The sequence below is a fragment of the Candidatus Latescibacter sp. genome, assembly GCA_030692375.1.
In the GTDB taxonomy this organism is placed as follows: domain Bacteria; phylum Latescibacterota; class Latescibacteria; order Latescibacterales; family Latescibacteraceae; genus JAUYCD01.
This window is the reverse complement of the sequence record JAUYCD010000011.1, coordinates 1-7,111: the sequence shown is the minus strand read 5'-3', so window position 1 is coordinate 7,111 and position 7,111 is coordinate 1. Positions and strand designations below refer to the sequence as shown.

The 7,111-nt window shown below is 52.7% G+C and carries 9 protein-coding genes; all 9 read right to left on the bottom strand.

What is annotated here, in order from left to right; translation table 11 throughout:
- Positions 1 to 121 precede the first annotated feature (121 nt).
- Positions 122 to 391 (bottom strand): hypothetical protein, encoded by a 270-nt coding sequence (locus tag Q8O92_00620; protein MDP2981817.1) that lies wholly within the window; start codon positions 389 to 391, stop codon positions 122 to 124.
- Between the two features lie 341 nt (positions 392 to 732).
- On the bottom strand, positions 733 to 1,692 hold the full coding sequence (locus tag Q8O92_00615; protein MDP2981816.1) for an MBL fold metallo-hydrolase: 960 nt from the start codon (positions 1,690 to 1,692) through the stop codon (positions 733 to 735).
- Positions 1,689 to 1,865 (bottom strand): hypothetical protein, encoded by a 177-nt coding sequence (locus tag Q8O92_00610; GenBank protein ID MDP2981815.1) that lies wholly within the window; start codon positions 1,863 to 1,865, stop codon positions 1,689 to 1,691. Before Q8O92_00610 ends, Q8O92_00615 begins: the two co-directional genes overlap by 4 nt.
- A 217-nt stretch (positions 1,866 to 2,082) precedes the next feature.
- Entirely contained in the window at positions 2,083 to 3,090 is a 1,008-nt protein-coding gene (locus tag Q8O92_00605; protein ID MDP2981814.1) for an aspartate-semialdehyde dehydrogenase, read from the bottom strand.
- On the bottom strand, positions 3,080 to 4,321 hold the full coding sequence (locus Q8O92_00600; GenBank protein MDP2981813.1) for an aspartate kinase: 1,242 nt from the start codon (positions 4,319 to 4,321) through the stop codon (positions 3,080 to 3,082). The genes Q8O92_00605 and Q8O92_00600 overlap by 11 nt, the downstream gene beginning before the upstream one ends.
- Positions 4,318 to 5,514 (bottom strand): cofactor-independent phosphoglycerate mutase, encoded by a 1,197-nt coding sequence (locus tag Q8O92_00595; protein ID MDP2981812.1) that lies wholly within the window; start codon positions 5,512 to 5,514, stop codon positions 4,318 to 4,320. The genes Q8O92_00600 and Q8O92_00595 overlap by 4 nt, the downstream gene beginning before the upstream one ends.
- 1 nt (position 5,515) lies before the next feature.
- Positions 5,516 to 5,668 carry a hypothetical protein gene (locus Q8O92_00590; protein ID MDP2981811.1) on the bottom strand — a complete coding sequence of 51 codons (153 nt, stop codon included), beginning with the start codon at positions 5,666 to 5,668 and terminating at the stop codon, positions 5,516 to 5,518.
- A gap of 48 nt (positions 5,669 to 5,716) precedes the next feature.
- Entirely contained in the window at positions 5,717 to 5,839 is a 123-nt protein-coding gene (locus Q8O92_00585; protein ID MDP2981810.1) for a hypothetical protein, read from the bottom strand.
- A gap of 19 nt (positions 5,840 to 5,858) precedes the next feature.
- A complete protein-coding gene (gene thrC, locus Q8O92_00580) occupies positions 5,859 to 6,914 on the bottom strand; it encodes a threonine synthase (protein ID MDP2981809.1) in 1,056 nt (351 codons plus the stop codon).
- Between the last annotated feature and the right edge of the window lie 197 nt (positions 6,915 to 7,111).

Here is a 7,111-nt window from a genome sequence, read left to right as displayed (position 1 = left end):
TCCTAATAAATGTTTACATAGTAATAGGAACAATTTTCTTTTTCCCCCCTTAATAAGGGGGGTAGGGGGGATTAACCTTAGGATGAACACCTTAGCTTACTTAACGACATAACCGAAAATATTAATCCTTCCGTAAAGTAACTATAGTTTCGCGTAATCTATAGCTTCGAATCTGCCCGGAATGCCTGTTTCTGGCTTTTTCAATTCGTTCGATCGTCAAGCCCAGTTCTTTACCAATTCTGGCTAATAACAAGTCGGTTGGCAAATAGACGTCAGCAATGAGGCTGTCACCTACAACAAGGATAAACCTTCCGCCTTTATTCAATGAATCTACGACATTCGACATAACCTTATGCATATCGTCGAAATATTTATGTACAATTTCCGGCATGTCGCTTCTCCGATAACTTCCTCGTTTGGCAATATTCTCTGAAATGAGCCAATTGCAAAAGTCGAGATTGTTTGACGCAGCCCCCTTCAATCCACTCCGCACGTACTTCGTACGAGCGGGGACCCCGTGTCCTTCGGACATCCTTCCCCCGGAGGGGGCAGGACACGGCTTCATCGTGCCTGCGAAGCAGCAATGACTGGGGCGCAACGACTTCCCTTGCCCCCTTCAGGGGGAAAGGGACCGAGGGTTAGGGGGCTGAAGTAATAAAACTTATCATTTTTTCATTTAAAAACGACTTTTGCAATTGGCTCACCCGGTATGATTTTTACGGCCATAAACACTTAAACGTCGATAACCATGCCGTCAAAGGAGGTGAGGAGGTTGAGATCGCTTTCCGGGAACTGAGCCTTGCGGGTATCCAGATACTTTTGGGCGTTGAAATAGGATTCGGCAATCTGATCGTCGTTAAACTCAGGACTGTGATGGAAAAGAATGAGGGTTTTCACCTGAGCGGAAAGGGCTATATCCACACCTATGACCGCAGTGGAATGGCCGTAATTAGCCTTTTCCACCGTCTGCTCCAGAGTGGCATACATGGCATCGAAAATAAGAATATCGGCGTCCCTGTAAAATTCCACATAGGGAGCATATCCGGCGTTCCCGGGATGGGTATACTCGCTGTCGGTGGCAAAAACAACATTCTTACCCCCGGCAGAGATACGGTAAGCGTATGAGCCTCCCGGATGATGAAGGCCCTTGTTCCGGATAGAGAAGGGGCCGATGGTAATCTCTTCTTCACTTCCTATCTCATGGAAAAAGATGGCGGAGCCCATTTCCTCAAGGGTTATGGGGAAATGGATACGGTCCATCTGGGCGGTAAAACGCTGCCGGAGATTGGGATGGACGCCATGGATATGTATTTCCGCTTTTCCTGAAAGAGCCGGTTCAAAAAAGGGGAATCCCATAATATGGTCCCAGTGGGTGTGGGTCTGGAGAATATCGATACGGCTTCCGGGAGGAAAACCCTCCTGCATTATCAGGTTCCCGAGAGGACGGAGGCCGGTTCCGCAGTCGAGAATCAATCGCTCCTTTCCCTCGCTCACCTCGACGCAGGGCGTGTTGCCTCCGAATGTCATGGCGCGGGGAAACGGGATATTATCCAGATAGGTCTCCACAGCGGTTTCACTGGTGAGATCGACAGTCCGGGCATTCATGAGAAGATACTTCACCTTGCTGCGGAATTCAGCGGCGTTCATTGGAGAGGGTAGAGAACCCCTCGTTCCCCAGAATGTAACCTTCATTCCTCCTCCATCTCAAGAGATTGGGAAAGTATCAGCATACGGTCGTGATGCATATCGAATTCCTCCCCGCTAAAACCACCGAAAACCGCTTTTACCACGAATCCGGCCGCTTCAAGCAGCAATACCAGCTCAGTATAAGAATACAATGGAGACGAGCATCCGGTATCCTGCACCGATTCCCCAGCCCAGGTACTGCTAAGAGGAAATCAATCTCCTTCTCTGTATTTGAACATCGATCAGGAGGTAATCGGGACCGAAATACTGCTCATCAGCGGTCCCCCGGACTCATCCATACTCTATCCTTTAAAAATCAGGCGAAATTCATAAAAGAGCAAGGAAAAAATATAAAAAAAAAGGGTGGGGGCTTTCCCACCCGCTACCCGACCAATTTCACCGTATGAACAATTCCGCTATCTGCACCGCGTTCAGCGCGGCTCCTTTCCGCAGATTATCGGAAACAATCCACATATCGAGAGCGCTTTCATGGGAGATATCCTCACGGATCCTCCCCACATAAGTGACATTCTTGCCTTCAGCAAAAGAAGCAAGCGGGTAGACCTGGCGTGCAGGATCATCCATCACCACAACCCCTGGGGCTTTCTCAAGGAGGGCGATCGCCTCATCACGGGTCAGCTTCCGGGCGGTTTCCACATTCACCGACTCGGAGTGCCCCACAAAAACCGGAACACGAACCGTGGTGGCGGTAATCCTTATGGAATCATCCTTCATGATTTTTTTGGTCTCGTTGACCATCTTCAGCTCTTCTTCCGAGTAGAAATTCTCTGCGAAAGCGCTTTTCTGCGGAATCTGGGGGATGCAGTTGAACGCTATCTGATGCGGAAACACTTTGGGTGCATATTCACGGCCTTCCAGGAGGGCTTTAGTCTGACCGGTAAGCTCGGCAATAGCCGCCATTCCTGCCCCTGATACCGCCTGATAGGTGGAAACTACCACCCGCTCTATCCGTGCGGCGTCATGGAGCGGCTTCAACACCACCACCATCTGGATTGTAGAACAATTCGGGTTTGCTATGATGCCCTCATGTTTGAAAGCCTCTTCAGGGTTGACCTCGGGAACCACCAGGGGAACATTCTTCTCCATCCGGAAGGCGCTGGTGTTGTCTATGACCAGCGCGCCCGCTTTCGCCGCCGAAGGAACATACCATTTGGAGACAGAGCCGCCTGGAGAGCTGAGCACAATCTCGCCCTTTTCGAAAGAATTCAGCGTCAGTTCCTCCACCGTAATCTCCCCCCCGCGGAAGGCAAGCTTCTTGCCTGCACTCCGTGACGAAGCCAGAAGCCGCAAACGGTCCACAGGGAAATTCCGTTCCTCCAGAATCTGTATCATCGTGCGCCCTACATTGCCGGTGGCGCCTGCTACACATACCTTAAATCCCATTCGTGTTCCCCTTGTCGTTTCCCAAGTCAAATGCGTCATGGAGAGCTATGACCGCATCATTGGCGCGATCCTTGTCCACAATCACCGAGATTTTGATCTCGGAAGTGCTGATCATCTTCATGTTTATTCCCTTGTCGCCGAGCGTTTGAAAAACTTTCAGCGCTACTCCGGGGTGGGAGCGCATTCCGGCGCCCACTATACTGACTTTGGCGATGTTGTCATCGAGTGTGACTTCTTCCGCCCCCACTGCCCCTTTAATTAACTCGCCGATGGAGGAGACTTTTTCTATGTCGCCGATGGCCACGGTGAAAGAGAGATCGGTGTACCCGTCCTCGCTGACATTCTGGACGATCATGTCAACATTGATCCCCTTTTCCGCCAGGGTGGAAAAAATCTTGGCCGCAATCCCCGGCTGGTCGGGTACCCGGCGCACGGTCATTTTAACCTGATCCAGGTCATGCGCAACACCCCGCACAAGCACCTGTTCCATAGAGCTGTCCTCCCTCTTTATAATAGTACCCGGTATATCTTCATGAGCAAGTCCGACTTTCAATACCACTCCATACTTGCCGGCAAGTTCCACCGCCCGTGAATTCAGCACCTTCGCGCCCATGCTGGCCAATTCGAGCATCTCCTCGAAACTGATCTCGTCCAGCATACGCGCATTTTTAACAATCCTCGGATCGGCGGTGAACACCCCCGGCACATCAGTGAGAATTTCGCACATATCGGCTTTGAGGGCGTAGGCCAGCGCCACCGCGGTGGTGTCCGACCCGCCCCTTCCCAGGGTGGTAATCTCCGAGTCCCCGCTGATCCCCTGGAAGCCGGCGACAATCACGATGCGGCCTTTCTCCAGCTCCTGACGGATCCGGGTGGCTTTGATATCGACTATGCGCGCCCGGCGGTGTGAGGAATCGGTGATGATCTCAGCCTGCGGCCCGGTAAGGGAGATTGCATCACGCCCCATCGCCTGGATGGCCATGGAAAGCACCGCCATGGAAATCTGCTCCCCGCTGGACATGAGCATGTCCATTTCACGGTCGGTCGGGTTTTCAGAAACGGATTTGGCAAGGTCCACCAGGTGATCCGTGGTGTCGCCCATGGCGGAAACGACCACAACTACATCGAAGCCAAGGTCCTTCTTCGCTATCACCCGTGAAGCGACCTTCTTTATCTTTTCGGCATCGGCGACCGAACTTCCGCCGAATTTCTGCACAATAAGCGGTCTCATAAAGCGATAAAATCTCCGATAAACTTATTCAAGAGTTCATGGCCTTTTAAATCTTTCACCGCACCCCTGAGAGCTTCGTTTTCGGAAAAAACCTCCATGCTGTCACGCCGGACTTTCGGGCCATACCAGGCAAAGGGAACCGGCTCGCGGGTATGGGTGCGTTTTTCTAACGGAGTAAAGTGGTCGCAGGTCACCAGCACCGAGAGATCATATCTGTCCCTGACCTCCTTGAGAACCGGCCCGACCACCTCACGGTCGAAATCCTCGACCGCTCTCAGTTTGATCTCCGTATTGCCGATATGCCCCGCCTCATCGGGCGCTTCCACATGGACATACATGAAATCCATGGTTTTTAATGAATTGAGCGCCGCTTCCGCTTTGCCCCGGTAATTGGTGTCGATGTACCCGGTCGCCCCGGGAACAAATACCGATTTCAATCCGGCGGAGATACCGATGCCTTTTATCAGGTCAACGGCGCTGATCACTCCGCCTGTCAGTCCATACCTTTTTTCAACAGAGTCAAGCTCCAGACTCATTCCCTGTCCCCAGAGCCAGAGTGAATTGGCGGGATTCTTTCCCGAAGCCTGTCTCTTCCTGTTCACCAGGGCATTTTCTAAAAGGGGTTTTGACCGCTCCATGACGGAAAGGATATCGACAGATCCTTCGCCCTTCGGTAAATACGGCCCATATTCCTGCCCGATAATATCATGGGGGGGGTAGGTGATCATTCCATCGGTCCCGCCGCTCCAGATCATGAGATTACGGTAGGAAACTCCGGGATAAAACCTTACTGTCTCGGTGCCGAGAGCTTCATCGATCATTTTCATGAGCTCTGCGGATTCCTGTGTGGTGATATGGCCGGCGGCGTAGTCTTTCATCCGGCTATTTTCCAGGGTCACCAGATTGGCGCGGAACGCCACATCATTTTTCCGGAGGGTACGGCCCATGCTCAGCGCTTCGAACACCGCCCTTCCGGTGAATTGCTCCATGGTGTCAAACCCCATGAGCTCCATATTAGCGACATCGCTGCCGGAATGCATCCTCGGTGGAATGGTCTGAGCCAGGCCGCCGCGCCCGTATTTGGCGATCCAGTCCATATTGGGGATGAATGCTGCCTCCAGCACTGTCTTCCCCCCGAGGTCGGCCCGGGGATAGTCACCCATCCCATCACCCACCAAAACCAGAAATTTCATTTCAACCGACCCAGGTTATGTCATTGGCGCCCGAATCGTCCTGATACAGATTAATCACAGTCACCCACACGATAGAGAGTACTACTACGATTATTCCGAGAACAATGCCCAGAGTTGTGAACCTGAATTTTTCTTTTGAACATTCAGCCACCATACTACTCCTGTTTAATTGCGATTTCGCTGCCATGTATCGAAAAACCTTCTACCTTTTCCTGACTATAACCGTTATTATCCAGACCACTGCGGCGATAAGAGCGACAGTACCGACGGCGATGGAAATAAAGGTCAGATAATCATCCTCGAATTTTTTTTTGAGCTCTTTCATAGCAACCGCCTTTCCCGTTTCAGATTTTCAAGACACTCATGACGCTTTCCATATCGGCTCTCACCTTGAGCGGCGGGCGGGCATACTGTACCGCACGGTCGGGGTCCTTGAGGCCGTGCCCGGTCAGGGTGCAGACTATCGTCTCGCCTCCCTGAAATATCCCGCGCCGGTTCGACTTGATCACCCCGGCAAGAGAAGCGGCGCTGGCCGGTTCGACGAATATCCCTTCTTTCGAGGCCAGGAGCGAATAGGATTCCAGAATCTCCTCGTCGCTCACCATGTCGATCACTCCGCCCGATTCGTCGCGAGCCTGTTCGGCAAATTTCCAGGAAGCCGGATTGCCGATCTTGATGGCGGTGGCGATGGTCTTCGGATGGTCTACGGGTTTGCCAAGCACGATGGGCGCTGCTCCCTCGGCCTGCCAGCCCATCATTTTGGGAAGTCCGGCGCTTCGCCCGGAAGCCCGATATTCCTTGTAACCCATCCAGTAGGCGGTGATGTTCCCCGCGTTGCCCACCGGGAGAAAATGGTAGTCAGGGGCTTTTCCGAGCTGGTCCACTATCTCGAAGGAAGCGGTTTTCTGCCCCTGGATGCGGTAGGGATTCACCGAATTCACCAGGGTGATGGGATGCCGCTCGGTAATATCGCGGACAAGCCTGAGCGCATGATCGAAATTGCCGTCGATTTCCAAAACAACGGCGCCCTGGATCATGGCCTGGGCAAGCTTGCCGAGGGCTATTCCACCGCCCTCGACCAGGACGATGCACTTCATGTTCGCCCGCGCCGCGTAAGCAGCCGCGGACGCCGATGTGTTGCCGGTCGAGGCGCACATGATCACTTTCGAGTTTTCCTCCGCCGCTTTGGAGACCGCCATGCACATCCCCCGGTCTTTAAACGAACCGGTGGGATTGAGCCCCTCATATTTGAAATAGATGTCGGCGGAAAGCCCGATAGCCCGCGGAATATTCACCGCCCGTATAAGCGGCGTGTTCCCTTCAAGAAGGGTAATGACCGGTGTTTTATCGCTGACCGGCAGAAACTCCCGATAGCGGTTGATTACTCCCCTATAGGACATCAATAATTCTCCAAAAGCCTTAAAAATTTGTCTGAACCTTGATTCGCCTGAGCCAATTGCAAAAGTCGAGATTATTTTACGCAGCCCCCTTCCTGTCCTTTGGACATCCTTCCCTCTGAAGGGGGCAGGAAAAGACTGTGGAGCAACGACTTCCCTTGCCCCCCATCGGGGGGAAAGGGACTGAGGGTTAGGGGGCT